The organism is Mycobacterium sp. AZCC_0083, assembly GCF_014202335.1.
Taxonomy (GTDB): Bacteria; Actinomycetota; Actinomycetes; order Mycobacteriales; family Mycobacteriaceae; genus Mycobacterium.
The window spans coordinates 62,183-86,063 of record NZ_JACHGP010000028.1 but is presented as its reverse complement, the minus strand read 5'-3'; the positions used below and the strand labels follow the sequence as shown (position 1 = coordinate 86,063).

Sequence of the window (23,881 nt, the reverse complement as noted above, 5' to 3'; positions counted from 1 at the left end):
CCAGCAGCATCGAGGGAGGCCCGCCCTTCTCGGCGGAGCCACACGGGTGGGGAATTTCGATGAGCGGCAGTGGGGAATTTCAGCGAGCGCGGTCAACGGATCGGAGAGTCATTATCTCGTCCACCCCTATTGTATGAAGAACACTCGAAAACTCGTTCGAAACGTTTCCTAAAGCTACAAGACATCGTCGACATCGTGCGCCGCTACCAAGCCGGAGAAACGACCCAACAGGTCGGCAGTCACTACGGCATCTCCAAGACACGAGTCGCCAGCATCCTTCGAGAGCAGGGCGTCACCATCCGCCGCCAAGGCCTGAACGACGAACAGGCCAGGGAAGCTGCCACGCTCTATGCCACCGGCAAATCACTTGCCTGGCTTGGTGCCCGCTTCGGCGTCTCCCACACGACCGTCGCTGCCATACTCCGCCAACAAGGCGTCGACATCCGACCGCGTCCAGGTTGGCGTTAACCCATGGATCGACGAGCAGGCCAGAGAAGCTGCAGACCTCTGTCGCGCCGGTCGCTCACTAGCTTGGATCGCCAATCAGTTCGCCGGCATCTTCCCTACAACGGTGCTCCGAGCTCTGCGGCGACAAGGTACCGGGGCTCGTCGCCGACTTGGTCGTCTCAGGGGCTAGCGTCCGTCTGATGCCAGATTGAGGCATCCCGCTCCGGGTCATGTTCGGCCAAACCCATTGCCTGTCGCTATCAAACGTCCTATAGCGAAGCCCATTTGGAAAGCTACACCTGTCACGGCCACGCCAAGCGCCACGGCCAGCGTATTGCCCCTCCAGCCGGCTCGCAGTCGACGAAAGGTTAGCCAAATGGCTTTGTAGGCGAGCCATGCGCAAGTGGCGATGGCAACAATGGTGATCGTCGCCGTCAGACGCGCTATGACGTCGACGACGTCGACGGAACCATTCGCCCGTTCGATGCCCCGATATATGGCGTAGATGGCAATGAGAGAGGCGACTATGAGGGCAAACGCGACGCGCTCTGTAAGAGCCTCATGTAGCTTCTTTGCGGGCACGCTCGTGTCTCGAATCCCAAACGTAACCAGCGCCGCAGCAAGCGAAACCACGGCAAGTCCAATCACCATGCCAACCAGCACCCCCGCCGTAAGCCGCTCATGGCCTTGCATCTCGGAGGGATGTGTCAGTTGCTGATAGAAACTCTGCGTTACCCAAAGCACGCCGAAGAAGATGCCGATACTGAGAAAGAACTGTGAGGCATTCGCCGGGACGATGAGGGCTGGCTGGCCTTGTTTGGCGCTGGAGTCGTCCTTTTGGCTTGGGCTTTGCGTCGTCGCCTCAATTGAGTTGACACTAGTGGTGGAGTCGGAGTCGTCTTCGTCGGTCAACTCGTTCCGATCTGGATCGCTCAGCCGGTTGCCGGGCCTAGGGTGGGGCGGCGCCATATCCGGGGCCCCGGCGTGGGTGCTTGATTCGGCTCATCCCTCTGTTCGGGTACCTGCGGATGCGTCACGGAAGCGCTCCCCCTAGCGTGCTTTCGCAAGCGTATCACCCACCCCAACTTGATTCGGCTGTATCGCCGTCTCCACTACCGAAGCGCCCGGCTCAAAAACGCTTCATGTAGCTCGTTAGCGTGGCCCAATCTTTCCAGGAGGTCATCGAATCGCGGATCGAATACATATTTGGCGTCAGACAAGTGACCGAATCAGCCATGCGGACGGGCGAACGCGCCTACGCCTACGCCGTCGGCGGTCACCTCGTGGTGCACCAAGGTGAAGGGGACGTTGGGCAAGTACGCTGGACATGCAGACGTCCCGGGAGGTGTGAGCGCGGTGCCCGACCCCTTGGTGCGCCCTTGCGGCCGGACGCAGCCCAACGCCTGCAGCCGATAATGTACAGACTCGACTTCGCTAAGTCCAACACCATCGAGGTCGACGTTACCGAAGCAGGATTGCTGTCGACCATCGTGCCAATTGTCCTCCGCCGCAAACGGTTCGATCTATCACTGGAGGGCACCGCGTTCTGCATTGGGACATTGGCGAACGGTGAGGCGATCTTCGTGACGGCGCGACATGTCGTCAAGAAGCTGGCCGAAACCGACGCCATCGACGCGGCGTACATCCCGCTTCCCCGGTCTGGGGAGCCGTGGAGTGCCCTGAACGTCCACGCGGTGCCGCTGAAGGTGTTGTCCACGGCGGACACACACAGCGACGTCGCGGCGTTTGTGGTGAATGTTAACGACGATCCTCAGACTCACGGACTGGAAATCAAGACGCTGCCGGTCGCCGTCTCCGAGCCCGTCGTGGGCGCGGAATTAATCGGCTTCGGCTACCCACAGGAGAAGGGGGTGCTGTCCTTCACGATGCTGGCCGCGCGCGGCACAATTGAAGAAGTCCACCCGCACAAGCGGGACTCGTCGTTTGTGACCTGGCCGAGTTTTCGCATGGACGCCGACTTCAACTTCGGTACCAGCGGCGGCCCGGTACTCGATGGCGACGGACATGTCATCGGGGTCGTGTCCACGAGCTCCCATGGCTTCAGTTACGCCGCCCTCATCGGCGGACTAATGGAACTGAAGGTCGACTTACACGGCGTCGACGGGCGCCTCGGCGAACTCAGCATCAAAGACCTGATGACGATGGACGTGATCGCGACGAGGGGGCAGGCGATTCTGCGTCGGGATGCCGACGGCGTCCAGATCGACTGGTCCCGAATAACTTAGGACGGCGCCGCAGTCGTTTCCATCCATGACGAGTATGCCGCGGCATTCAGCTCGTTGGCCGAGAGGCCGAGCTCGCGGGCGCGGTCTTTGATGTCCTCCAGCAGGTGCGCGTCGAGCCTGCCCGGGACGCTCTTCAGCCCCGCCGATGGCTGCGGAACTGGCGCCGTTCGCAACTCGTCATACGGAAATAGGTCGATGAGCGAAATCATCTGCTCAGCACTGATTTCGATCGGCTTACCCTCGACGAAGCCCCACTGCAGGACAACGGTGTTGGCCGATTCGTCACAGATGCCTTTGTTGTGGACGACGTCGTTTCGGATGAGCCGGATATCACCGAAATAGTCGACGAGTATGTCGCTGCGCCTGATCTTCTCGTCGGTCTGCGAGTCCCAGTACTTCGCCAACCTGCCGCGGAACTGTTCTTCCCAGATCGCGAAGGCGTAAGTGAACCACTGGGCGTAAACGACGGCCTGTATCTCGGGCTGATGCTCAACGCTTTGCTGACCGGCGCCACCCACAAAGGACGTCATGCCGGCATCGCAAGCTGACACCAGGTGCTGCATGTGGATACGCCCCGGCCCAGGTTCGTCGACGCAGCTGAGCGTCCTGACGGCGAAATAGTGACCCATGTCTGAGGGGACGTTTCCCTGCAGGAATCGCTGACGCTCGTTGGTCCATTTGTCCACCAGCGGCAGTATCGGATTGTGCGCCGTGAGTGGGGCCACGATCGAAATGAATAGCGAACGTTCGAGATCGGCGACGATCTCATCGATTGACTCGTCCGGTTCGATAATCCGCTCTTCGAGTACGGGTATTGCATTCTCGATGGCGGCGGACAGCGCTGCGACGCTCGGAACGAAGCCGTCGCCGTAGTCGATGTTGTCCAGCTCTGTCGTCACTTCGCTCAGGGCTTCCGCGAGCCAACTGCCCGGTACGAGTGGCTGACTTCCGAGTGTCATCCGAATCTGGTCCGTCGGAAGCAGCGCCGTGACGCGCTTGTCGCGCGCACGATTTGCCTGGCGTCAGGTACGTGGGCGTGAGCTGCGAAGTACTCCATCATCTGACCGCCCTGGCTGAGAATGGTGCTGGCGTAACGCAACGCCTGAAGCCACCGCCGGGTTCGGCTGTGCAAATACATGTGAGTGAGGGTAAGGCCGTCCGCCGACAGAACGTGGGCGTCAACAACGGTGTTTCAGCCGCTTACGACTTCGGCGGACTGTCCGAGACCCGGTGTACTCTGGCAACCTTCGCCTGGTAGCGGAGTCACAGAAGGAGCCCCGCAATGGCGGGTCTTATCACCTGCTCGTGGTGCGACCACAGCATGATCGGTATTGAGAATCATGGCCAAACCAGGACAGACGAACGGCCGAAGCAGTGCGCCGACTGCGGCGAATGCAAGGCGCGGCGATTGCGCGGAGAAGCGCCCGGCGTCGAGGACGATGTCTCAGTCGCCCGGATCCCAATCGAACAGGCCGACACAGGTATGTCGCTGATGGTCAAGCGCAGTGCCCACGCCTACCTGTTCCAGATCGAGAAGAAGACGTTTTCCTACTCGCCCGACGCTGGAACCGTGTTCACCCTCGAGTCCGAGCCCGTCGACGGTGGCGATCCGTGGGTGATCTGTGGTTCGCCGGGGACACCCGTTTTCCGCGTAATGCGTAAGCGGTAGCCGGCCGCACTGGCGATCATCGATCGAAGGTCAGACAGGCGAAACGACATACCGGTGGACCCTCCGCGGCTCGCTTCCACCGCAGCCGTTCGGGAATTGGCGCGATTCTTACTTGGTCCTGGCACCGCTCTGATCGCTTCGGAGAAGACTCACCGGTGAAAATGCCGCGCGAACCTTTGAGGCGGGGTTCGAGTAAGGACACTTAAGTGCCGGGTCAGTGGAGGCAATAGGAAGAAACTCGAACCTCGGTCACCTCTGTAAAAAGTGGTCTGACCTGCGCGAACACATCGCCGAATCACCGGGTCGACCACTTCTATCGGCCCAGAACGGTCCAATACCCCGCTCCAAACGCTTCCTCACCGCCGAAGATGTCATCGACATTGTGCACCGCTACCAACTCGGCGACACCACTCAGGGGATCGGCAATCGGTACGGCATCTCCAAGACTCGCGTTGCAGACGTGCTCTGCGAACAAAGTGTCGCAATCCGCCGTCAAGGTCTGAATGAAGAACAGGTCAATGAGGCGGCAACCCTCTACGCCGCGGGGAGATCGCTGGCGTGGCTGGGTGTTCGCTACGGTGTCTCGCACACAACGGTCGCCGCGGCCCGTCGGCGCCAAGGCTGTCTGTTGCGGCGACGGCCAGGCTGGATTTGACCCTCGACCCCCGATGACCTCCGCTGCGCCGAGGTCAGTTTTCACCCGCCGCTGACACGATTTGGGGCGGCACAAGAGACGACCGACTGTGTCCGCTGACTCAGGGGAATGCTGCCGCGTTTGTCCCCCAATCCGTCCTCATCCGGCAGGCTCCAGGCGCATAGTTCTCAACCGGCTTATCGCACCGTCTCGCTACGGTCGCATGCATGTACATCGAGTCGTGGGACGAAGACTTCCAGGCACACTTCATCGCCGGCGAGCATCCACCGCCGGTCTTCGTATACGACGTCGCAGCTGCCTTGGTCGCCGACTGCAAAATCAACGCGGCCTGGACGACGTATCAAGTCGGCAGTAACTCATCGCAAGGCAACGATCAGCGGACGACGTGGCGGTCATGGCTGGTTCTGGACGGGTCTATCGCCCATTTCGAGGTCGTATTCGATACGGCGTACTACGACGAGTACGAAGACCGCGATCGCGGTGAGCACCCCGTTCCCGGTTTGGTGACGCAGTGTTGGCAGCGCCACCTCAGCGACGTCGTGGGTTATCGGATCACCGGCTTCGGCCCCGTCGCCCAGACACCGCGTCGTTACATGGCGTGGAACTCAGCTTCGCCAACGGTCAAGTCATTGAGTTACCCGGCGAGAGTGAGCTGCACGGTCCTGATCGCCAACGTGCGAACGACTTCCACGCCGCCCTCCGCCAGGTCTGCTCGTCCTAACCGAATGTCGACGCGTCGTCGAGACGGGATCCGGCGGCGTTGCGGTCTAATGCCGTTTACGGAGCTCGGCAATGATGGCGTGCGCCAGGTCGGCGCCGAGATCGCCGAACGAACTTGCGAGTCGACCGGTCGGGACGACGAAGTCGCCACCAGCTCTCAGTTCGGCCGGTCCCGTCATGCCCAGCCGCCCTCCATTACGGGCCCCAACCAGGCGCGGGTCACCCTCGCCGACCCGGTCAGCCCGAGACAGACTCGCGGCCAGCGTCACCGACTCCACCGTGGGAAGCTGCGCCGCGATGACTCCGAACAACGATGCGAGGTCGGTCTGCAAGCTCTGCTGGTCGACCAGCGCACCGATGATGTCGGTATCGAGCGATCGAAATGCACACAGCCCTGCCGGATGCACGAGTGCACCGCGGAACAGCTCGACGGTTAGTTGCTCGGGGAACGAACCCGACGATGTCGTCGCCGGTGGACGCACCGCCCACCCAAAACCGTCAGCTGCCTTGACGACCAACTGATCACCCTCCGAGACGAACCCGACGAAGCGCATGTCGCGCGCCAAACTCCGAGCTTGTTCTTCGAGCTGACGCAGACTGGGCGCCTTCGTCACGCCGATACCCAGCACGTGAAATTCGAGCACCGGCGCCGACACCGAGGCCGGCACGGCGCTGTTGCGCCCTCCGACGAACCCGCTTGCCGGAGTTATGGCCGTCGAAGGCTGGATCTCGCACAACCACGGCACCGTCACAGGCTCCTGCGGTATCGCACGCGGAATCGGACCCCGTTCTGCGTCAAGTGCTTTCAACGCTTCACCGACCGCCTGATTGCAGCTGGCCGGATCGGTAAACGAACGCCACAAGCGCCCGTTCACGTAATGGCCGACCTCGTTTTTGAAGTCGACCTGCGCCGGTTCGTCCTTCTCATCCACGGTCTTGTTGAAGACCAGGATGGGGATTCCACGTTGACGAGCGCGCAGGAACTCCTCCGCCGTCGGAGAAAGACCGGTATCGGGAAACGGTGTCCCATAACGCGGGCCAAGCAACAGGACGTAGACATCGGCCGCCTCGACCCCGGCCAGGCATGCCTCCCGGCTCGACCGGTCCTGAGCTTCGAAGTCCTCGAACCTCAGCGGCTCGTGATTGAACAATTTCAGGAACGGTGGGAGTGCCCTGCGCGCCTCCTTGAGCAGGTGCGTGACCGAGGAGATGAAGACCTTCATGCCGCTCCTCTCCAGTAGGCGATCGATCAACGGATCCGTTAAGGCGCACGAGCGCGGTTTGGACGATAGAGGTGGCCGCCGACGCCAACGTGCGCTCCCGTGAAAGTGTATTGCACTTTCCAAAAACTGTCATACACTTTACCGGTGGAGATCGTGAACCGGTCGAGCGCCCGCGCGCACCTCATCGTCGATGAGGAGGCTAGGGCCGTGATTGCATATCCCGCACTGCGCGTTGGGCTTGCTCCCCGACGAGCGAACACGGCGCCGGTGCTGTTCATCGGGCCCGGCCGCCGACAACCAACCGTGGATCGAGGTCATCGCCGACCTCACCGCCCGCACGTCGTCGAGGTATTCCACGCGACGATGCTGCGTTCCGGCCTCATCACGCGCCTCGGCCTTGACTCGTCGGTGGATCGCGACTACGGCCCTCAGCGGGCCTGATCATTGAAAGGAGTTATCGACATGGGCAAGTCCCGAATCACTGACGACGAATTCGCCGAGATGGCCGCCGACTACGAAGCCAGTCCCCCAACTGCAGCCGAGGTCACCTCAGTCGAGCGGAATCCTGCCTACCTGCCGACGGGGCGACCGAACAAGGGCACTCGGACGGCAGGCAAGACACCTGTTCTGGCGATCCGGCTTCCCGAATCACTTCGCAACGAGTTAGTGCACAGCGCCACAATCCAGGGAGCAACGCCCTCGGAAATGATCCGTCGTGCCGTGGTCGACAGCGTGTCGTTCTACGTGCTGTGGGAGCAGACGTTCGATGGTGACGATTGGCAATGGGTTCGTTTCGACAAGGCACTGACGCCAGATCAAGCCGAGGAGATGTTCAAGCACTTCTCGCGCATCGCACCAACCCATGGTTATCGTCGCGTCCAGATCCGTCATGGCCGCGACCAAGTGATCAAAGAGTGGACGGCACCGGTGTGCGGCCACCGCTGACATCGCGACCGTCAAGTACTGCACCGGAGCGGGAGCTACCAATGGTGAATGAATGGCTCAAAGCGGAACTCAGCGATGCCATGCCGGTGACCGGGGAACTCAGACAAATGTTCAGGAAGCTTCGTGACGACTACGGGAAGCATCGGGCACTGAACCTGATTATCGGACGGGTCTGCTGAGATTAGGTGGGAAAGCGAATGAACCAGCTCGAGAAAGCATTAATTTTTATCACCGACCACAAGACCGAACTGGTGGCCGTCGTGGTGCACCTTAACGACACATATCTAGTCGACGAGCGCCGCGACCGCAAGCTACCGGGTTTCGCCAAACTCATTGCCACTGTGGGGCGACTGCGGGCCCACATTGAGAAGGAAACGGGAGTCGATCTCCTGCTCGTGGTTCATAGCGGTGACTTCCTCGGTCCGTCCCTGCTGAGCAAGTTCGACAAGGGCGAAGCAATGGTGGAACTCCTCAACAGACTCGGCGTTGACTACTGCGTACTTGGCAATCATGAATTCGATCACGGCGCAGAAGTACTTGCTGATCGCCTCAGAGAGGCGAGATTTAAGGTGCTTCTTGCGAATGCAGCCGACCCGACCGGCCTCATCAAGAACGAGTTGACTGGCCTCGCCATGATCAGGATGACGCGAAGAGCCGTCTGGCCGGAAGACGCCCGGCGCAATCCTCCCCCTCGCGTCGCGCTGACGGCTGTCGTCTCCGCCGACGTGCATAGCAGCTTCGAGAGCCCCGACCCATCCGCCGCCTACGGCAAGAAGAAGGGCAAGAAGACCAAGAAAGGGAAGGAAGATAAGGTGAAGTGGAACTTCACCCCCCCGAACGAAACGCTGATCGACGTCTTCGAAGAGTTCACGACCCTCGAAAAGACGAACAGCTCCAACGTGCCGTTCCGCATCGTGCTCACCCACGCCACGCAGACCGAGGACCGGCAGCTGCGGCGACAGATTCCAAGAACGCCGCGCACTTACATTCTCGGCGGTCATGACCACGACATTGAATGGGTCGAAGATGACCAAGAAGTACTCGTGATGAAGAACCTCGCCAATGCAGAAACCGTGCGAGTGATCGTCCTCCTGACGGGCGGGGATGCCATCACCAACGAGATCGCTTCGGCCCACGGCCGTTTGCGGCGCGAGGCGAGTCGGAGAACCCTGTCGTATCCGAAAGATCTGCCTGCTGTCCTGACACCCGCCTCCGATTTGGACAGCAAAGTCTTCAGAGAGCGCATCCGGAAGGCGAAACCGGACTCAGGGTTCAGCGATCTCGCAGAAGCACTCAACGCAGCAAAAACAAAGCCATCGGAAAGTGACATTGCCACCTTCGTGCTGCGCTACGACGACCACGAGGACGCCGCGCCGGATGAGGTCGAGTTCATTAAGGCGGCGCTCAGGATCACGAAAGATCCGGCTGATGCTGTGCCCGTGTGTAATTTCAGCAAGAGAACTGCCAAACTCGAGGCCCGCGATGGTCATATCCGGCGGCGCCCAACAAACGTGGGAGTCTTTGTCGCCGAGTGCGTTCGGCGACAAGCCGGTGCCCAGATCGCCATCATCAATTCGGGTGCGTTCCGCTGCGATAGCGAGCTCAACGCGGAGCTTTCCGTGCGCGACCTGCGCGAGACATTTTTGTACGACGACCCAGATGCGATCATGGTCTTGGACGTCGACTCAACGGTAGTCGACGCACTCATCCGACACGGCCTCCAGCCGGCCAAGAGCGGAACCGGAGCTTTCCCTCAGATCGCGGACGAACGCAATGGTGACACCGGCACGGTACGCCTTGCGATTAGCTCCTTTCTCCTGACCCGAAGCGACAGCAACGATGGCTACGACGTGGTGCTGCATGACTTTTGGGGATCACCAACCAGGAAGTCACCAACCGTCAATGCGACTCGCGATGCCGCACTGAAGGCGGCCACCGAACCGAAGTTCGGCATCATTGCAGCCGTCAGGAACCAAGCGGAAGCAGTACAACGGAAACCGCCCAAGGCGATGTTCCGAAAGCCTGCAGGGCGGGCCGTCAACGAGACACAAAGAATGGCCGAGTTACTACAGCACTACGCCGCCACCTTCGACAAGCACATGAGTCCTGGTCGCGATTCCAGCGAAAAGTTCCGAAGATGGCTCGGGACGGACGAACCCATCGAAGGACAGCTAGAGATACAGGAAGCACGCGACGACGTGCGCGCCTTCCTCCGACAACGCCCAGCCGTTAAGGCATACGCAAGGCAGAAGGGTCTGCTGCACCCGAAGACCGACTGGAGTACCGCCTGGACCGCCGCAGAGGAAAGGCTCAAATCCTTACAGCGAAGCTTAGTAGGTCACGACTTCGTGTTCCGCTATCGCCGCGACTACGCCAGGATGTTCGACATGGCCGCGCGCGGCATACCGGGCTGGTTCCCTTCTTATCCTGACTGATCCGACTGCACGTCTTATCCTGACTGATCCGACTGCACGTCACATTCGAAGGCGCGGGCCGCGCGAAGCGACATCCCATCCCTTCAGACCTGCTCGCTTATGGAAACCAACAAAGGGCGGCGGGACGCCAGCCGCCCACGATGCCGTCAGAACTGTTCGGAATTGGGCGAACGGGCTGCAGACTGCATGCGAGCAGCCGAGAATTCACTTCAAGTCATCTCAGTCACATAAGTAATGAACCGAATCCCGCGCTGCGCGATGGTCGCGATCGTTCGCATGACACAGCCAGGAACCGACGACCAGTTCTAACCTTCCAGTCATGACGCGTGCTGCGATGCGACTTCAGACCATGCCAGTGCCACTGTCGGCTGCGCGCCGCGTGCTCGGTGCGCGCAGCCGGATCCTGAATCTCGCCGATGCTGCGCTGCCAGGCGAGGCGGCGCTGCTCACCGAAGTCGTGTTCGGAATGCAGAGGACGAAGATCGCGGGCGTGCTCGCCTCTTCGGGATTGGCCGATGCGCTGGGTCTGGTCCCCATTACCAGCACCGCGACCTACGGACGAGCCCAGGGGTTCGAGTAACGACACCGGGGTGCCGTGAAAGTGGAGCTAAGGGGACTCGAACCCCTGACCCCCACACTGCCAGTGTGGTGCGCTACCAACTGCGCCATAGCCCCGTAAGTCGTGCTGGTCGACGGTACACCACACTCACTTATGGTTCAAAACCGCAGGTCACGGCACCTCGCCACCGGCCTCGGGGCCGAGCGGACGAGACGGTGTGTGCTCCGTGCTGTTCGGCGGCCTGGTCTCCGGCGCGAAGATCCAGCCGACGGCTGCGATCAGCAGGATCACGCCGCTGATCACGAACGCACTCCCGAACGTCAGGTGCTCGGCGATCTGACCGACGGCCAGCGAGCCGAGGATCGCCCCGAAGTCCGACATCATCTGAAACGTCGCCACCGCAGTGCCGCCACGCGACTTGCTGCCGATGATGTCGGCGACCGCCGCCTGCTGCGGCGAGATGAACATGCCGGTCGCGGCGCCCGTCAGGTACGCGGCCGCCACGAACAGCGGCAGCGAGTCGGTGAACCCGACCAACGCGGTCGTCACGGCCGACACCGTCAAGCCGCAGATCATCAACTTACGCCTGCCGATTCGGTCGGATAGATAGCCGCTCGGGATCACCGCAGAGACGTTGCCGATCGCGAACGTCGCCAGCGCCAGCCCCGCCATTCCGGCACCGCGCCCGAGCACCTCGACCACGTACAGCGGCACCAGTGCGATGCGAAGCCCGAACGCCGTCCAGCCGGTGGCGAAGTTGGAGAACAGTGCCGCACGGTAGGCCCGGTTGCGCAGCGCCGTCCGCACCGAGATCGCCGGCTCGGTCTCCACGTCCGGCGCCGCCAACGACGAGTGGCGCAGGCGGAAGAACACCACGGCCACCGCGATCAGCAGCGCGACGCCGTAGATGACGAACGGTGCCGACAAGCCGAGTCCCACGGTCAGGCTGCCGAGCACCGGCCCGCCCACCGAGCCGACGAGGAACGCACTCGAGAACAGGCCCGCCACGCGTCCGCGTGCATCCGACGGCGAGATGCGAATCATCAATCCCAACGAGGACACCGTGAACATCGCCGAGCCGAGGCCGCCGAGTGACCGGAACACCAACAGCTGCCAGTAGGTCTGCGCGAACGCGCATGCTCCCGTCGACACGGCCACGATCACCAGGCCGGTCAGGTAGATGCGGCGCTCCCCCAGCCGCTGCACCAGCAGGCCGCTGGCCGGGGCGGCGCACAACCGCATCAGGGCAAACGCCGTGATGACGAACGTCGCGGCCGCGATGCTGACGCCGAAGTTGCGCGCATACTGCGGCAGTACCGGGGCGACGACGCCGTACCCGAGCGCGATCACCACGTTGGCGGTGACGAGAACCCAGACTTCGCTCGGAAGCTTCGGCTTGTTGGGCGTCTTACAGTCACCCTCCGCGACGGAACTCACCCTATGACTGTATTCACCACGTCCTTGGCCGCTTCCTGCACCTCCGCGAGGTGGTCGGGTCCCTTGAAGGACTCGGCGTAGATCTTGTAGACGTCCTCGGTGCCGGACGGTCGCGCGGCGAACCACGCGTTCTCAGTCGTCACCTTGAGTCCGCCAAGTGGGGCGCCGTTGCCGGGGGCCGTCGTCAGCTTCGCCGTGATCGGCTCGCCCGCGAGCTCGGTCGCGGTCACCTGCTCGGCCGAGAGCTTGGCCAGCCGCGCCTTCTGCTCCCGATTCGCGGGTGCGTCGACGCGCGCATACGTTGGCGCGCCGTACTTCTCGGCCAGTGCCTCGTACCGCTGCGACGGCGTCGACCCCGTCACCGCAAGGATCTCCGACGCCAGCAGGGCCAGGATGATGCCGTCCTTGTCGGTGGTCCACACCGAACCGTCAGTACGCAGGAAGGACGCCCCTGCGCTCTCCTCCCCGCCGAAACCGATTGTGCCGCTGATCAACCCGTCGACGAACCACTTGAACCCGACGGGCACCTCGATCAGCTTGCGACCCAGCCCGGCCACCACCCGGTCGATGATCGAGCTGCTCACCGCCGTCTTGCCCACTGCCGTGGACCCCGGCCACGACGGCCGGTGGGTGTAGAGGTAGTCGATCGCGACCGCCAGATAGTGGTTGGGGTTGAGCAGGCCGCCGTCGGGGGTGACGATCCCGTGCCGGTCGGAGTCGGCGTCGTTGCCGGTGGCGATCTGGAAGTTCCCGATCTTGGCGGTCAGCGACGCCATCACGTTCGGCGAGCTGCAGTCCATCCGGATCTTGCCGTCGGTATCCAGCGTCATGAACCGCCACGTCGCGTCGACCAGCGGATTGACCACGGTCAGGTCCAGCTTGTACCGCTCGCCGATCGCGCCCCAGTAGTCCACGCTCGCGCCGCCAAGCGGATCGGCGCCGATCCGGATGCCCTCGGCGCTGATCGCATGCACGTCCACCACGTTCTGCAGATCCTCGATGTAGGCATTGAGGTAGTCGTGCCGTTCGGCGGTCTGCAGCGCGCGCGCCAGCGGGATCCGCTTCACGTCGGCCAGGCCGCCGCACAGGATCTCGTTGGCGCGCTTGGCGATCACCCCCGTCGCGTCCGTGTCGGCGGGGCCGCCGTTGGGCGGGTTGTACTTGAAACCGCCGTCCCTTGGCGGGTTGTGCGACGGCGTGACGACGATGCCGTCGGACAGGTCGGTGTCACGGCCGCGGTTGAACGAGAGGATGGCGTGGCTGACCGCCGGGGTCGGGGTGTACCGGTCGGCGGCGTCGATCATCGCCACCACGTCGTTGGCGGCAAGCACCTCCAGCGCAGAGGCCCACGCCGGCTCGGACAACGCATGGGTGTCGCGGCCGATGAACAGCGGGCCGGTGGTCCCCTGCGAGGCTCGGTACTCGACGATCGCCTGTGTGGTGGCCAGGATGTGGGCCTCGTTGAACGCGGCGTCGAGGCTGGAACCCCGATGCCCCGACGTTCCGAAGACCACCTGCTGATTGACGTCGTCGGGGTCGGGCACCACCGTGTAGTAGGCGGTGACCACGTGGGCCACGTCGATGAGGTCGTCTGGTTGCGCCAACTGTCCGGCGCGGGGATTGGCCGCCATGTTAAGAGATTCTGCTCCTGATGCAATCCCGGCGTTGGGCACTCGGAGACTAGCCACCATACTTTCGTCTTGTGTTCGGCCACGACAATCGTGAGTTGGCCGCCGTGTTCATCGGCGGCGCTGTGGGGACCCTCGCCCGCGCCGGGTTGGAACTGCTTGCCGACGGCGATCCGGGCCGTTGGCCGTGGCCGACATTCGTGGTCAACATCGTGGGCGCCTTCCTGCTGGGCTACTTCACCACCCGCCTGCTGGAGAGGTTGCCGGTGTCGAGTTACCGGCGCCCGCTGCTGGGCACCGGGCTGTGCGGCGGGTTGACGACGTTCTCCACCATGCAGGTCGAGACCGTCCGCATGCTCGAACACCAGCACTACGGTTTGGCGATCGGCTACACGGCGGCCAGCATCGCCGCGGGCCTGCTCGCCGTTTACCTCGCCACCGTGCTGGTGCGCCGAGTTCGGATCCGGCGATGACGGCGGCGGTCTGGGCGGGTGTCCTCGTCATCGGCGGGTTCGGCGCGGTGCTGCGCTTCCTAGTCGATCGTGCGGTGTCGGCGCGCGTCGGCGGTCGGTTCCCGTTCGGCACGCTGGCGGTGAACTTGAGCGGCGCGCTGCTGCTGGGGCTGTTCGGCGGGTTGGCGTTCAGCCCTCACGTCGCACTGCTGGCGGGCACGGCGTTCGTCGGCTCGTACACGACCTTCTCCACGTGGATGCTGGAGACGCAGCGGCTGGCTGAAGAGCGGCAGTTGTTCGGGGCTCTCGCGAACGTCGTGGTCAGTGTCATCCTCGGGCTGACGGCGGCGTGGCTCGGACTGTGGATCGGGAGCGCGCTATGAGCGACGACATCCTCAAGCTCACCAGCTACTTCGCTGAACGACAGCGCCACGGGAAACGCTTCGTCTCCGACGAGTTGCTCGACCTCTACGCCGAGAACTCGGTGGCGACCAGCGTGGTCCTGCGCGGCATGGCCGGATTCGGCCCGCGACACGCGCTGCGTAGCGACCAGTCGCTGAGCATGTCCGAGGACCTCCCCGTCGCCATCGCCGCAGTCGACACCGCCGAGAAGATGGCTGGGTTGGCCGAGCGCGCCGTCGGGCTGATGAAGCGCGGGCTCGTCACCCTTGAACGTGCTCGTCTCGCCGCACCGTCGACACCGGTGATACCGGATACCGCCAAGCTCACCGTCTACGTCGGACGCCAAGAGCGAGTATCCGGGCGCCCCGCCCACCGCGCGGTGTGCGACCTGTTGTATCACCACGGATTTGCCAGTGCCGCAGTGTTTCTCGGCGTCGACGGTACGACCCGCGGACAACGACACCGCGCGCACTTCTTCAGTCGCAACGCCACCGTCCCCGTGATGATCGTCGCCGTCGGCGCCGGCGCACGGGTAGCCGAGGTGTTGCCACCGCTCAAGCTCGTGCTGCGCGATCCACTGGTGACCGTCGAGCGCGCCCAGCTGTGCAAGCGGGATGGGGATCTGCTGACCCGACCCGCGGCGTTGCCGGCCACCGACGGCGACGGTCGGGCACTCTGGCAGAAGCTGATGGTCTACACCTCGGAGGCCACTCTGGACGACGGCGAACCGATCCATCGTGCGATCGTTCGTCGGCTTCGAGGCACGCCCGAAAGTCGCGGGGTCACGGTGCTGCGAGGGGTCTGGGGCTTTCACGGCGACCACCCGCCACAGGGAGACAAGCTGATTCAGCTCGGACGGCAGGTGCCAGTGACGACGATCGTCGTCGGCAGCCCTGATCGCATCGCCGCGGCCTTCGACGTGATCGACGAGCTGACCAGCCGCCACGGTGTCGTCACCGCCGAACGGGTGCCCGCGCTGGTGTCGATCGACGGCGGCGAACGACACGGCGGCACCGCTCTCGGACGTTTCGATCCGTGAGCTCCGGCACAAACGACGTAAGCTCCGGAATGATCGCAGCCATCGGCTTTTCCGCGTTCAACGTCGCACCGGGCATGACAGCACCCTGGTACGCGCAAGCACCGTTGAACGTGGGAATGTGGGTACTCGCGGGCGGCGGACTTCTGGTCATTGGGCTCGCTGTCGGCGGCACACTCATCGGCGGGTCTCGCCCACTTGGGCTGGCGTGGGATCTGATGTGTTTCCTTCCACGCGCAGGGCATCCGCTGGCGCCGCCGTGTTACGCCGGGCGGGTGGTACCCGAGCTTTCCGAACGCTGCCGCGTCTGGCTGAGGGACCACGGCGATCATCCGACGGACATCGTGCTGTCCGCACACAGCCTGGGCTCGGTTCTGGCCGTGGGCGTGATTCTCACGCCGCGCATCGCAGAGTCTTCGAAGAGCGCATTGGTCGTTGCTGTCCTACGGCAGCCAGCTGCGCGCCTACTTCAGTCGGATCTTCCCGGAATTGTTGGGCCCCAATGTTCTTGGAACTCAGGAATGTAGGTCGTCCAGTTTGACGACGCCCGACCCGTGGGCAAGGGAGATCGAGGCACACGGCAAGCCGGTGTCCGAGCTCCCGAACGCTCACCAGGATTCGATGCGTGGAGTGCTGTCGGCAGCGAAAGCCACCAACACCCGATGGCGAAACCTGTGGCGACGCACCGACTATCTCGGCTTCCCAGTGTGGGGATACCTCGACAATCCGATCGACCGGCGCGCCGAGGAAGTCATCCGGTTCGACTACCTCGCTGAGATCCAAACCCATGGCGGTTACCCGCGAACGGTTGCATATGACGACGCGTTCGAAGCATTGACGGGACTTCGCAACGCCGGTCGGCCATCACCGCGGCAGCCCTAGCGAACGCCTCATGCGGTGGTGAGCTGGACGCCCGCGGCGATCAACGCAATCACCTTGACGACCTCGAGCGCCACGTAGGCGTAGTGGCCACTAGACCGACCACCCTCGCCCTCCCCCGCGAGCACGGACGACGTTCGTCGCGCCAGAAAGGGCCGCACTAGAACGATCTGAATGAGCAGGGCCGCGACCGCAACCGTCAGCGCGACGTCGAGGCCGACCGTGCTCTGGTGGGTGAAGAGCGCCACCGCAATGACGACGGCCAGAAGCGATTCGCAGACGTTGAGCGCGCGGAAGACCAGCCGGCCGATGCTCAGCCCGAGCTTGAGGTCCATCCCAGGTGCGCGGAACTTGAGCGGCGCCTCGATGAAGGAGATGGCCAGCACCATGCCGAGCCAGATGAACACCGCCGCGACCGCCAACCGCCAGCTTGCGTCCACGGCGGCAGCCTACGACAGCAGGTCTTGAGATTGGGCGCGTGGAATCCTGGGACGTGTGGATCGCGATCGCGTCGCCGAGCTCGTCCGGTGGGAGGACGCCGGTGCCACGTGGCAGGTGATCTCGCGGACGGCCCAGGGTGTGACGATCGCGCTGCTGCGATGCGACGGCGGCGAGGAGGTCGACCGGTTCAGCTCCGACGATCCCCGCCTGCTGGCCTACATCGACGGCCGCCAGCGACCTGACTAACCGTCGATCTCCCCGGCGATCCCGCGTTCGAGCCCGGCGCGCGTCGTGGCAGGCAACACGATGAGACCGTCGAGCTCGCGCACCGCCACGTCGTAGGCCTGCCCACGTTCCTGCGGTGTCGCGCTCAGGTCGGACGCCACCCGCAGCAGGCTGTGCGCACGCGCGATCCGCTGCCGCCCCTCCCGCGAGAAGTCGTTGCGACGACGCCGGATCGCCTCCGCCTCAGCGGTGTTGAAGGCGCTCGCGTAGTCCTCGACGGCGCTCAGGTAGCGCTCGAACGACGCCCTGTCGTCCACGAGGTCCTCGGCCTTGCCCGGCCGCAGGACCTCGGCGCGCAGCTTCGCCTTGTGGAAGGTCGTCATCAGCGGATCACGCATGTCGGTCATGAGCGGGAAGTCGAGCAGCTTGGTGACGTCGAGCTCGTAGTCCAGCCAGCGCCCGTCGATGCGGGCGTGCTCGTCGAGGGTGCGGGTGATGGCCCGCCATTGCGCGGCGGGGGTCGTGGTGGTGCGATCCGCTGGCGCGCCAGCCACGTCGTCGTACGGCGTTGGCGTGCGGTCGGGCGACTGCGCGTACCGCTGAAACGCCCTGAATCCGGCGATGATGGCCCCGACCAGTGGCACGAGGACGATCAGCAGCTCCGCGAGGCGGAATATCAATCCCACATGGCCAGGATGCCACCGCGGGACCAATACCCGCGTCCGACCGACCGTCAGTGATAGCGGCGCGGCGGCCAGACCGGCGCGCCCAGCTCCCGTGACACGGCGCGGGCGGTGTCGCGCAACGCGTCGATCGCATCGGGCGCCAACGGCCAGCGTGCGGAAGGCACGACCAGCCCGATCGCCCCGGTGGCCTCGTCGGAGGAATCGAAAACCGTTGCCGCCACGGCGCATTCCCCCAGCACGGCCTCCTCGACTTCGGTGGCGATCCCGGTCGTGCGGGCCTGCTCGAGTTGACCGGCCAGCACGGCGGGATCGGTGACCGTCTCGCCGGTCATGCTGCGCAACTCGGTGGCCTCGCGATCCGGGCCGAAGGCGAGCAGCGCCTTGCCGAGCGCGCTGGCGTGCGCGGGGATGACGATCCCGACCTCGGGCATCTGGCGGGTGCCGTCCGGACGCGGTTCGTGGGCGACGACCACGACCTCGTCGAATAGCAACACCCCGGTGCGCACCGCGCAGCCGGTCCGGCGCGCCAGGCCCTCGGTCCAGATCGCCACCCGCGACCGCAGCTCGAGGGTGTCGAGGTACACGTTGCCCAGCCGCAAGGTGGCCGGACCGAGCCGGTAGCGACCCGAATCCAGCTCCTGGCCCACCATGCCGTGCGCCAGCAGCGTGCGGACCAGCCCGTGCACGGTCGACGGAGCGAGGTCGATGGCGGTGGCGATCTCGCCGAGGCTCATCCGACGTCCGCCCTGCAGCACGGTGAGAATCCGCAGCGCACGGTCGACGGCCTGGATCATCTGGCCCCGCCTCTCCTAGAAATCGCGCGAATCCGGTCTTGTGGCCCTCGAAGCATAAGCGTATGGTCCAGATCACATTCGATAATGCCGAATGCCATCCGAGATAGTCGATCGCTACTCAAAGGAGAGCACGCATGGACGAGCCGTCGATCATCCAAAAACTCGCCGCCGAAGTGCTGGGTACGGCGTTCCTGGTGTTCATCGGCGTGGGGTCGGTCCCCGCGACGATCATCGTCAACGGCGATGCGCCCTTCACGATGGCCGACCTCGGCATGATCTCCTTCGCCTTCGCCACCGTCGTCGTGGCGGCCGTGTACGCGCTCGGACACATCTCCGGCTGCCACATCAACCCCGCCGTCACCCTCGGACTGGCCGTCACCGGCAAGTTCCCGTGGTCACGGGTGCCTGCCTACGTCGCCGCGCAGCTCGTCGGTGCGGTCATCGGAGCTGGGGCCATCATCGGCGTGCTCGGCACCGCCGCCCGCGACGCCGGCCTCGGGGTCGCCACCTATTCGGCAACCGTCAGTCCGGTACAGGCCTTCTTCGCCGAATTCGTGGGTACGTTCATTCTCGTGTTCACCGTCTTCGGCGTGATACACCGCAAGGCGACCGCCGGCTTCGCTGGCGTCGCCATCGGCCTGGTCGTGTTCGCCGCGATCATCCCGGTGGCACCCACCACCGGCGCCTCGATCAACCCGGCCCGCACGTTCGGCCCGATGCTCGTCCAACAGCTCGCAGGCGGCTCCGTCTCCTGGCATCAGCTGCCGGTCTACCTGGGCGCCGAGCTGCTCGCGGGTGTGCTCGCCGCCGTTGCCTACGTCGCGATCTCCCGCACCAGCGCCGACGCGGCCCCGCAGTCCGTGCCCGCCCCCGCCGTCCAGACCACCGCAGCCTGAGGAGTCACACCGTGAAGAAACTCATCAACGATCCGGCCGACGTCATCGACGAAGCGCTACGCGGGATGGCGATCGCGCACCCCGAGCTTCGGGTCGATCACACCAACCGCATCATCTACCGCGGCGACGCACCGGTCACCGGCAAGGTCGGGCTGATCTCCGGCGGCGGGTCCGGCCACGAGCCGCTGCACGGCGGGTTCGTCGGACGGGGCATGCTCGACGCCGCCTGCGCCGGTGAGGTCTTCACCTCCCCGGTGCCCGACCAGATGCTCGAAGCGACCAAGAACGTCGACGGTGGCGCAGGCGTGCTGCACATCGTGAAGAACTACACCGGCGACGTGATGAACTTCGAGATGGCCGCCGAACTGGCCGACGCTGAGGGCATCACGGTCGAGTCCGTCCTCATCGACGATGACGTCGCGGTGCAGGACAGCACCTTCACCGCGGGCAGGCGTGGTGTCGGTGCCACCGTGCTCGTCGAGAAGATCGCAGGCGCGGCGGCTGATCAGGGGCGCTCCCTCGCGGACGTGGCCGAGGTCGCCCGTCGGGCGAACGCGGCGTCGCGCAGCATGGGCGTCGCGCTGACGTCGTGCACGGTGCCCGCGGTCGGCCACCCCACGTTCGAGTTGTCCGACACCGAAATCGAAGTGGGCGTGGGCATTCACGGTGAACCTGGCCGGCAGCGCCTGCCCATGCAGTCGGCCAGCGCCGTCGCCGAGCTGATGATCGAGCCCGTCCTTGCCGACCTCGACTTCTCCGGCGACGACGGTGTGATCCTGTTCGTCAACGGCATGGGCGCCACGCCGTTGATCGAGCTGTACCTCATGTACGCGGAGTACGCCGCGCTGCTGGACAAGGCGGGCGTCCGCATCGCCCGCTCGCTGGTCGGGCCCTACATCACCAGCCTCGACATGGCCGGCTGCTCGGTCACGTTGTTGCGCGCCGACGATGACATGCTCCGACTGTGGGATCACCCCGTCAACACCGCGGCGCTGCGGAGAGGATGCTGAATGACCGACAGCACGGTGGGCCTGGACACGCTGACCGCGTGGATCCGTGAATTCGCAAGGGTGATAGGCGAAAACGCGCAGTTGCTCAGCGACCTGGACGCGGCTATCGGTGACGCCGACCACGGCATCAACATGGAGCGTGGCATGACGGCGGTGCTCGGTTCACTCGACGAGACGGTGCCCACCGACATGTCCGCGCTGTGCAAGCAGGTCGGCATGACGTTGGTGAAGTCGGTCGGCGGAGCGAGCGGACCGCTCTACGGCACGTTCTTCCTGCGCATGGCAGCGCCATTGGGTGCGACGGACGGCGTTTCCGCCACCGACTTCGCCGCGGCCCTGCGCGCCGGCGTCGAAGGTGTCGTGCAGCGCGGCCGCGCCGAGTCCGGCGACAAGACCATGTACGACGCGCTGGCACCGGCACTCGAGGCGCTCGACGCCGCACTGGCCTCGGGTACCGACCTGTCGGCAGCCCTGTCGGACGCCGCCACGGCCGCCCAAAAGGGCCGCGACGCCACCGAATCCATGGTCGCGCGCAAGGGCAGGGCCAGCTACCTCGGGCAGCGCAGCGTCGGTCACCAGGATCCGGGCGCCACGTCGTCGGCGATGCTGGTGGCTGCCGCGGCGACCGCCTTCGCGGGCCGATGAGCACGATGTCCGTCGGCCTCGTCGTCGTGTCGCACAGCCGCGCGCTGGCTCGGGCGGCAGTCGCACTCGCCCAGGAAATGCTGCACGGCAAGCAGATTCGCATCAACGTTGCCGCCGGCCTTGACGAAACCACCTTCGGCACCGACGCTGCGGCGATCGTCGACGCGATCACCGCCGCCGACCACGGCGACGGCGTGGTGGTGCTGATGGACCTCGGCAGCGCGGTGCTGTCGGCCGAACTCGCCTGCGAACTGCTCGACGACGACGTCCGCGAGCGCGTCCGGCTGTGCCCCGCTCCCCTGGTGGAAGGACTCATCGTGGCGGCGGTCGCCGCGGCAGGCGGAGCCTCGGTCGACGAGGTCGCCGCCGAAGCCAGTGGCGCGCTGGCGGGAAAGATCGGCCACCTCGGGCCCGCGCCGGTCAGCGCAGCGACCGACGAACCCAACGCAGCCGACGAGGTGTCGGGGGCATTCGTCGTCGCCAACCCGCACGGCCTGCACGCACGGCCTGCCGCGCGGTTGGTGCAGGAGGTGCGCCGCCGCGATGCCCGCGCGCGAATCCGCAACCGCAGCACCGACTCCGGGTGGGTGGACGCAGGCAGCCTGTCCAAGCTGGCCACATTGGGTGTCCGGTGCGGCAACGAGGTCGAGGTGCGGGTCTCGGGCAGCCAAGCCGCCGAAACCCTCGACCACGTGCTGGCGCTGGCCGGCCGCCACTTCGACGAATCACTCACCGCCGCAACCCCGATCGCCGAGCCGGCGGTGGCGCATGCCCCGATCGGCGCAGGGCCTGGCCTGGGAATCGGCCCGGCCCGCTCGGCGAGACTGGCCGCGATCGAGGTACCCGACGTAGCCGCCGAGGAACCGTCGGTCGAATGGCGTCGGCTGAGCAAGGCCATCGCCACGGTGCGCCGCACGATCAGTCAGCTGCGCACCAGGACCGCGCGCGAAGTCGGCGAGGCGGAAGCGGCGATCTTCGACGCCCACCAACTGCTGCTCGACGACGACGCCTTGCTCACCGCGGTGCGGGAGCGCATCGACGGCGGCATGTCCGCGCCTGCGGCGTGGTCGGCGGCGGTCGCGGATCTGGCCGCCGAATTCGCCGACGTACCCGACCCATATCTGCGGGCCAGGGCCGAGGACGTCCGCGCAGTCGGGGAGCAAGTGCTGCGCGTAATGCTCGGCACTGCGACGACGACGTCGGCCCTTGCGGGGGTGCTGATCGCGACCGACCTGACCCCTGCCGAAGCCGCGGAGCTTGACCCCAAGCAGGTGGCCGCCGTGCTGCTGGCGTTCGGCAGTCCCCATGCACACAACGTGATCCTGCTGCGCGCCAAGGGAATTCCGGTGATCGTCGGCGCAGGACCCACGGTGCTGACGATTCCCGACGGCACCGTCCTCGCGGTGGACGGTGCCCGCGGCGAGTACGTCGTCGACCCTCACGAGAACGTGCGGCAGGACTTCGCGGCCAGGGTCGCGGCGCTGGCGCAGCGGCAGTCCGACGCGATGGCACGCGCCGCCGAGCGTGCGGTCACCCGTGACGGTGTGACCGTCGGGGTCGGAGCCAACGTCGGCTCTGTCGACGACGCGCGGGCTGCGGCGGCCCAGGGTGCCGACTTCGCAGGCCTGGTGCGCACCGAGTTCCTGTTCCTCGGCCGTCAGGACGCCCCCGACGTCGAGGAGCAGTTCGCCGTCTACCGCAAGATCGCCGAATCGCTGGACGGGCGCCGAATCACGTTGCGCACGCTCGACGTTGGCGGCGACAAGCCGCTGGAGTTCCTGCCGACGGCGGCGGAGCTGAACCCGTTCCTCGGGGTGCGTGGCATCCGGTTGTCGCTGGCTCATCCGGACCTGCTGGCCGACCAACTGCTCGCGATGGTGCGGCTGGCCGAGCAGACGCCAGTCAGCGTGATGTTCCCAATGGTCAGCACGCTCGACGAACTGTTCGCTGGGCGCAGGCTCTTGGACGAGGCGATCGCGCACAGTGGGCGGGACCGTCCCGCCGGCCTACAGGTCGGCATGATGGTCGAGGTGCCCGCGGCAGCACTCAAGGCGGCGGCGTTCTCACGGCACGTCGACTTCTTCTCCATCGGCACCAACGACCTCACGCAGTACGCGCTGGCGGCCGACCGCAACAACGACGCCGTCGCCACCGTCGGCGACACGTTCGATCCCGGACTGTTGGCGTTGATCAAGGCCACGTGCCAGGGCGCCGCGGGACGCGCGTCGGTGTCGGTGTGCGGGGAGTTCGCGGCGGACGAGCGTGCCGTCGCACTGCTTCTTGGGATGGGCGTCGACTCGCTGTCGGTGACACCGCCAGCGATACCGGCGACCAAGGAGGCCGCCCGCGCGGTGGACACCGGTGAGGCGCGACAGCTTGCCGAGGAGATGCTGTCGCTGGACGGCCCCGCCGCGGTGCGAGAACGACTGGGCTGACGCCGCTCAACGGGCA

At 65.0% G+C, this 23,881-nt stretch carries 25 protein-coding genes and 1 tRNA gene; 17 read left to right on the top strand and 9 right to left on the bottom strand.

Annotated elements, in window-relative coordinates; all coding sequences use genetic code 11:
• The first annotated feature begins 69 nt into the window (after window positions 1–69).
• Window positions 70–468 carry a hypothetical protein gene (locus tag HNP02_RS40400; protein WP_309241870.1) on the top strand — a complete coding sequence of 133 codons (399 nt, stop codon included), beginning with the start codon at window positions 70–72 and terminating at the stop codon, window positions 466–468.
• A 207-nt stretch (window positions 469–675) separates the two neighbouring features.
• On the opposite strand, the gene HNP02_RS40395 is transcribed toward HNP02_RS40400, so the two are convergent.
• Complete coding sequence (locus HNP02_RS40395) at window positions 676–1,359, bottom strand: hypothetical protein (RefSeq protein WP_184446361.1); 684 nt, start codon at window positions 1,357–1,359, stop codon at window positions 676–678.
• A 467-nt stretch (window positions 1,360–1,826) separates the two neighbouring features.
• On the opposite strand from HNP02_RS40395, the gene HNP02_RS40390 reads away from it, so the two are divergent.
• A complete protein-coding gene (locus HNP02_RS40390) occupies window positions 1,827–2,693 on the top strand; it encodes a trypsin-like peptidase domain-containing protein (RefSeq protein WP_184446359.1) in 867 nt (288 codons plus the stop codon).
• On the opposite strand, the gene HNP02_RS40385 is transcribed toward HNP02_RS40390, so the two are convergent.
• The gene (locus HNP02_RS40385; protein WP_309241869.1) at window positions 2,690–3,592 is read right to left on the bottom strand and encodes a hypothetical protein; all 903 of its coding nucleotides are present in this window, start codon (window positions 3,590–3,592) and stop codon (window positions 2,690–2,692) included. The two genes, HNP02_RS40390 and HNP02_RS40385, sit on opposite strands and share 4 nt — an antisense overlap.
• 509 nt (window positions 3,593–4,101) lie before the next feature.
• On the opposite strand from HNP02_RS40385, the gene HNP02_RS40380 reads away from it, so the two are divergent.
• Both HNP02_RS40380 and HNP02_RS40375 read left to right on the top strand, forming a co-directional pair.
• Complete coding sequence (locus HNP02_RS40380) at window positions 4,102–4,362, top strand: hypothetical protein (RefSeq protein ID WP_184446357.1); 261 nt, start codon at window positions 4,102–4,104, stop codon at window positions 4,360–4,362.
• A 217-nt stretch (window positions 4,363–4,579) separates the two neighbouring features.
• Window positions 4,580–5,017, top strand: coding sequence for a hypothetical protein (locus HNP02_RS40375; RefSeq protein ID WP_255507497.1), 438 nt, complete (start codon window positions 4,580–4,582; stop codon window positions 5,015–5,017).
• Window positions 5,018–5,784: 767 nt separating this feature from the next.
• Here the strand turns inward: HNP02_RS40375 and HNP02_RS40370 are convergent.
• The gene (locus HNP02_RS40370; protein WP_184446355.1) at window positions 5,785–6,960 is read right to left on the bottom strand and encodes a DUF4062 domain-containing protein; all 1,176 of its coding nucleotides are present in this window, start codon (window positions 6,958–6,960) and stop codon (window positions 5,785–5,787) included.
• A 144-nt stretch (window positions 6,961–7,104) separates the two neighbouring features.
• Here HNP02_RS40370 and HNP02_RS40365 point away from each other — a divergent pair, with 144 nt between their 5' ends.
• The 4 genes from HNP02_RS40365 (at window position 7,105) to HNP02_RS40350 (ending at window position 10,920) form a co-directional block, all read left to right on the top strand.
• A complete protein-coding gene (locus tag HNP02_RS40365) occupies window positions 7,105–7,401 on the top strand; it encodes a hypothetical protein (protein WP_184446353.1) in 297 nt (98 codons plus the stop codon).
• Between the two features lie 60 nt (window positions 7,402–7,461).
• Complete coding sequence (locus tag HNP02_RS40360; RefSeq protein WP_184446352.1) at window positions 7,462–7,905, top strand: hypothetical protein; 444 nt, start codon at window positions 7,462–7,464, stop codon at window positions 7,903–7,905.
• Window positions 7,906–8,102: 197 nt separating this feature from the next.
• Window positions 8,103–10,340 carry a metallophosphoesterase gene (locus HNP02_RS40355; RefSeq protein ID WP_184446350.1) on the top strand — a complete coding sequence of 746 codons (2,238 nt, stop codon included), beginning with the start codon at window positions 8,103–8,105 and terminating at the stop codon, window positions 10,338–10,340.
• A gap of 319 nt (window positions 10,341–10,659) precedes the next feature.
• Entirely contained in the window at window positions 10,660–10,920 is a 261-nt protein-coding gene (locus tag HNP02_RS40350) for a hypothetical protein (protein WP_184446348.1), read from the top strand.
• A gap of 22 nt (window positions 10,921–10,942) precedes the next feature.
• On the opposite strand, the gene HNP02_RS40345 is transcribed toward HNP02_RS40350, so the two are convergent.
• The 3 genes from HNP02_RS40345 to pgm all read right to left on the bottom strand — a co-directional run bounded on the left by HNP02_RS40345 (window position 10,943) and on the right by pgm (window position 13,967).
• A tRNA-Ala gene (locus HNP02_RS40345) sits at window positions 10,943–11,015 on the bottom strand.
• A 55-nt stretch (window positions 11,016–11,070) separates the two neighbouring features.
• Window positions 11,071–12,336: an MFS transporter gene (locus HNP02_RS40340; protein ID WP_184446346.1), complete on the bottom strand. Its 1,266-nt coding sequence runs from the start codon at window positions 12,334–12,336 to the stop codon at window positions 11,071–11,073.
• Complete coding sequence (gene pgm, locus HNP02_RS40335) at window positions 12,333–13,967, bottom strand: phosphoglucomutase (alpha-D-glucose-1,6-bisphosphate-dependent) (RefSeq protein WP_184446344.1); 1,635 nt, start codon at window positions 13,965–13,967, stop codon at window positions 12,333–12,335. Before pgm ends, HNP02_RS40340 begins: the two co-directional genes overlap by 4 nt.
• A gap of 71 nt (window positions 13,968–14,038) precedes the next feature.
• Between pgm and crcB (HNP02_RS40330) the strand changes: the two genes are divergently transcribed.
• The 4 genes from crcB (HNP02_RS40330) to HNP02_RS40315 all read left to right on the top strand — a co-directional run bounded on the left by crcB (HNP02_RS40330) (window position 14,039) and on the right by HNP02_RS40315 (window position 16,736).
• Complete coding sequence (crcB, locus tag HNP02_RS40330) at window positions 14,039–14,437, top strand: fluoride efflux transporter CrcB (protein ID WP_184446342.1); 399 nt, start codon at window positions 14,039–14,041, stop codon at window positions 14,435–14,437.
• Window positions 14,434–14,799, top strand: a complete 366-nt coding sequence (gene crcB / locus HNP02_RS40325; RefSeq protein WP_184446340.1) for a fluoride efflux transporter CrcB — start codon at window positions 14,434–14,436, stop codon at window positions 14,797–14,799. Before crcB (HNP02_RS40330) ends, crcB (HNP02_RS40325) begins: the two co-directional genes overlap by 4 nt.
• Window positions 14,796–15,857: a DUF190 domain-containing protein gene (locus HNP02_RS40320; RefSeq protein ID WP_184446338.1), complete on the top strand. Its 1,062-nt coding sequence runs from the start codon at window positions 14,796–14,798 to the stop codon at window positions 15,855–15,857. Before crcB (HNP02_RS40325) ends, HNP02_RS40320 begins: the two co-directional genes overlap by 4 nt.
• Window positions 15,858–16,391: 534 nt before the next feature.
• Window positions 16,392–16,736 (top strand): hypothetical protein, encoded by a 345-nt coding sequence (locus tag HNP02_RS40315; RefSeq protein ID WP_184446336.1) that lies wholly within the window; start codon window positions 16,392–16,394, stop codon window positions 16,734–16,736.
• 8 nt (window positions 16,737–16,744) lie between these two features.
• Here HNP02_RS40315 and HNP02_RS40310 read toward each other — a convergent pair whose 3' ends face one another.
• Window positions 16,745–17,173, bottom strand: a complete 429-nt coding sequence (locus HNP02_RS40310) for a hypothetical protein (protein WP_375373765.1) — start codon at window positions 17,171–17,173, stop codon at window positions 16,745–16,747.
• A 55-nt stretch (window positions 17,174–17,228) separates the two neighbouring features.
• Here HNP02_RS40310 and HNP02_RS40305 point away from each other — a divergent pair, with 55 nt between their 5' ends.
• Window positions 17,229–17,420, top strand: coding sequence for a hypothetical protein (locus HNP02_RS40305; RefSeq protein ID WP_184446334.1), 192 nt, complete (start codon window positions 17,229–17,231; stop codon window positions 17,418–17,420).
• Here HNP02_RS40305 and HNP02_RS40300 read toward each other — a convergent pair.
• Together HNP02_RS40300 and HNP02_RS40295 are read right to left on the bottom strand one after the other, a co-directional pair.
• Entirely contained in the window at window positions 17,417–18,085 is a 669-nt protein-coding gene (locus HNP02_RS40300; protein WP_184446332.1) for a hypothetical protein, read from the bottom strand. The two genes, HNP02_RS40305 and HNP02_RS40300, sit on opposite strands and share 4 nt — an antisense overlap.
• 47 nt (window positions 18,086–18,132) lie before the next feature.
• Entirely contained in the window at window positions 18,133–18,879 is a 747-nt protein-coding gene (locus tag HNP02_RS40295; RefSeq protein WP_184446330.1) for an IclR family transcriptional regulator, read from the bottom strand.
• A gap of 134 nt (window positions 18,880–19,013) precedes the next feature.
• Between HNP02_RS40295 and HNP02_RS40290 the strand changes: the two genes are divergently transcribed.
• The 4 genes from HNP02_RS40290 to ptsP are packed head-to-tail and all read left to right on the top strand — an operon-like array spanning window position 19,014 to window position 23,865.
• Window positions 19,014–19,775: an MIP/aquaporin family protein gene (locus tag HNP02_RS40290; protein WP_184446328.1), complete on the top strand. Its 762-nt coding sequence runs from the start codon at window positions 19,014–19,016 to the stop codon at window positions 19,773–19,775.
• A gap of 11 nt (window positions 19,776–19,786) precedes the next feature.
• Window positions 19,787–20,785, top strand: a complete 999-nt coding sequence (dhaK, locus tag HNP02_RS40285; protein WP_184446326.1) for a dihydroxyacetone kinase subunit DhaK — start codon at window positions 19,787–19,789, stop codon at window positions 20,783–20,785.
• Window positions 20,786–20,800: 15 nt separating this feature from the next.
• Window positions 20,801–21,430 carry a dihydroxyacetone kinase subunit DhaL gene (dhaL, locus tag HNP02_RS40280; RefSeq protein WP_184446381.1) on the top strand — a complete coding sequence of 210 codons (630 nt, stop codon included), beginning with the start codon at window positions 20,801–20,803 and terminating at the stop codon, window positions 21,428–21,430.
• Window positions 21,427–23,865, top strand: coding sequence for a phosphoenolpyruvate--protein phosphotransferase (gene ptsP / locus HNP02_RS40275; protein WP_255507496.1), 2,439 nt, complete (start codon window positions 21,427–21,429; stop codon window positions 23,863–23,865). The genes dhaL and ptsP overlap by 4 nt, the downstream gene beginning before the upstream one ends.
• The last annotated feature ends 16 nt before the right edge of the window (window positions 23,866–23,881 follow it).

Coding starts and splice junctions, on each gene's coding strand:
- HNP02_RS40320 (WP_184446338.1), top strand. CDS start 14,796: ATGAGCGACGACATCCTCAAGCTCACCAGCTACTTCGCTGAACGACAG.
- crcB (WP_184446340.1), top strand. CDS start 14,434: ATGACGGCGGCGGTCTGGGCGGGTGTCCTCGTCATCGGCGGGTTCGGC.
- HNP02_RS40370 (WP_184446355.1), bottom strand. CDS start 6,960: ATGAAGGTCTTCATCTCCTCGGTCACGCACCTGCTCAAGGAGGCGCGC.
- HNP02_RS40350 (WP_184446348.1), top strand. CDS start 10,660: ATGACGCGTGCTGCGATGCGACTTCAGACCATGCCAGTGCCACTGTCG.
- HNP02_RS40355 (WP_184446350.1), top strand. CDS start 8,103: ATGAACCAGCTCGAGAAAGCATTAATTTTTATCACCGACCACAAGACC.
- HNP02_RS40290 (WP_184446328.1), top strand. CDS start 19,014: ATGGACGAGCCGTCGATCATCCAAAAACTCGCCGCCGAAGTGCTGGGT.
- HNP02_RS40360 (WP_184446352.1), top strand. CDS start 7,462: ATGGCCGCCGACTACGAAGCCAGTCCCCCAACTGCAGCCGAGGTCACC.
- ptsP (WP_255507496.1), top strand. CDS start 21,427: ATGAGCACGATGTCCGTCGGCCTCGTCGTCGTGTCGCACAGCCGCGCG.
- HNP02_RS40295 (WP_184446330.1), bottom strand. CDS start 18,879: ATGATCCAGGCCGTCGACCGTGCGCTGCGGATTCTCACCGTGCTGCAG.
- pgm (WP_184446344.1), bottom strand. CDS start 13,967: ATGGCGGCCAATCCCCGCGCCGGACAGTTGGCGCAACCAGACGACCTC.